At 75.0% G+C, this 2,320-nt stretch carries 2 protein-coding genes; both read left to right on the top strand.

Features of this window, described 5'->3' with window-relative positions:
- The first annotated feature begins 2 nt into the window (after positions 1-2).
- Positions 3-1,271 carry a cytochrome P450 gene (locus GWI24_RS43480; RefSeq protein ID WP_210951529.1) on the top strand — a complete coding sequence of 423 codons (1,269 nt, stop codon included), beginning with the start codon at positions 3-5 and terminating at the stop codon, positions 1,269-1,271.
- Between the two features lie 81 nt (positions 1,272-1,352).
- Positions 1,353-2,320: NAD(P)/FAD-dependent oxidoreductase (locus tag GWI24_RS43475; RefSeq protein WP_210951528.1), on the top strand; the 968-nt coding region annotated here is incomplete at its 3' end.

Here is a 2,320-nt window from a genome sequence, read left to right as displayed (position 1 = left end):
AGATGACCGACGGCCGATGCCCCGTGTCGCACGCCGACCCCGCCGCACCGCACCGCCTGGACCCCACCGGGGCGCGCCAGCACGCGGTGAACGAAGAGCTGCGCGCCCGCGGGGCCGCGGTCCCGGTCCTGCTGCCCGGTGACGTACCGGCGTACGCCATCACCCGGCACGAGGAGCTGAAGGACTTCGTCACCCACCCCGACGTGGCCAAGAACGCCTGCCACTTCGCCGCGCTGCGGAACGACGAGCTCCCGCCCGGCTGGCCGATGCGGACCTTCGCCACCGTGCGCGGCATGATCACCGCGGATGGCGAGGACCACAAGCGGCTGCGGTCCCTGGTGACCCGGGCGTTCACCCCGCGCCGGGTGGAGGCGCTGCGCCCGGTGGTCCACGAACTGACCGGCACGCTGCTGGAGCGGCTGGGCGAGGCCGCCGCGGCGGATCCGGACGGGGTGGCCGATCTGCGCCGCCACTTCGCGCTGCCGCTGCCGATGAGCGTGATCTGCCGGCTGCTGGGCGTGGACGACCACTACCAGGACCGGCTGCACGAGCTGTCCAACGAGATCGTCTCCACCCAGACCGCGCCCGAGCGGGTCCCGGCGGCCAACCGCGAGATGGTGGCGATCCTCGGCCAGGTGGCGGCGGCCCGGCTGCAGGACCCCGGGGACGATCTGACCAGCGCGCTGATCGCGGTGCGTGAGGAGGACGGCGACCGGCTCAGCGAGGAGGAGCTGATCGGCACGCTGATGCTGACGATCATCGCCGGGCACGAGACCACGCTCAATCTGATCACCAACGCGGTGCGGGCGCTGTGCAACCACCGCGATCAGCTGGAGCTGGTCCGGTCCGGGGCCGCGAGCTGGGGCGATGTGGTCGAGGAGACGCTGCGGTACGACAGTCCGGTGTCCTTCTTCCCGTTCCGCTACGCCACGAGGGACCTCCCGGTCGGGGACGCGGTCATCCCGAAGGGCGCGCCCGTGCTCATCTCGTACACCGCCGCCGGGCGCGACGAGCGGGCGTACGGCCCGGACGCCGGCCGCTTCGACGTCACCCGGGGGGCGCGCCATCTGTCCTTCGGCCACGGCGCCCACTTCTGCCTGGGCGCCCCGCTGGCCCGTATGGAGGCCGTGATCGCCCTCGAGGCCCTCTTCACCCGCTTCCCCGCGCTGGATCTGGCGGTCCCGGACGAGGCCCTGGTCCCCCACCCCAGCTTCGTCGGCAACAGCCCCCAGCGGCTCCCCATCCGGCTGGGGGCCGCTCACAGCGGCTGAGGGGGCGCGCTGAGGGCAGCGTTGCCTACGGGAAACGGCGAGGATGCGGCTGGGTAACAGGCACCCCGCAGGCTTCCTGGCATGGAGTCGTACAGGGAGCCGACGAGCCCGCCCCGCCGCCGGGTGGTGATCGTCGGCGGCGGCATGGCGGGCACGAGGCTGGCGCAGCAACTGGCCGCGCGGGGCGCGGGCCCGGGCTCGCTCGCCGTCGAGGTCACGATCATCGGCGAGGAGCCGCACCCCGCGTACAATCGGGTGCTGCTCGCCGAGGTGCTCGCCGGGCGGTACGCGCCGGAGGTCATCGCGCTTCCCGCCCCCGCCGCCGGAGTGCGGCGGCTCAGCGGGGTGCGGGTGGTCCGCGTCGACCGCCCCACGGCGGAGGTGGTGTGCGACGACGGCCGCCGCGTGCCGTACGACGCGCTGGTGCTGGCCACCGGCTCCAACCCGGTGCTGCCGCCGCTGCGCGGCCTGTTCGAACCGGACGGCCACGAGCTTCCGGACGGCGTCCACGCCTTCCGCACCATGGACGACTGCCTGGCCCTCGGCGCGGCCGTACGCCCCGGGGCGCGGGCCGTCGTCATCGGCGGCGGACTCCTCGGCGTCTCCGCCGCGCGTGCACTGGCCCAGCGCGGTGCCCAGGTGGTCCTGGCTCAGCAGGGCGAGCACCTGATGGAGCGCCAGCTGGACCCGGGCGCGTCAGGGGTGCTGCGGCGGCATATGGCGGCGCTGGGCGTGGAGGTCCACACGGAGTGCCGCGTACGCGGCCTGCGCACGCGCGCGGTGAGCGGCGGGCGCGCGGTGGACGGCGGGCGCGCGGTGGACGGCGGGCGCGCGGTGGACGGCGGGCGCGCGGTGAGCGGCGTCGAACTGGCCGACGGATACGCCCTGGAGGCGGACCTGGTCGTGCTGGCGTGCGGGGTCCGGCCACGGGTCGGGCTGGCGCGGGCCGCTGGGCTGGAGGTGGCGCGGGGGGTCGTGATCGACGACGAGCTGCGGACGAGTGATCCGCGGGTGTTCGCGATCGGCGACTGCGCGGAGCACGCGGGGGT

It is taken from the genome of Streptomyces sp. MK37H (assembly GCF_018035285.1).
Taxonomy (GTDB): Bacteria; Actinomycetota; Actinomycetes; order Streptomycetales; family Streptomycetaceae; genus Streptomyces; species Streptomyces endocoffeicus.
Note: the sequence above shows the minus strand (reverse complement) of the source record. Positions and strands in the feature narration are given on the sequence as shown.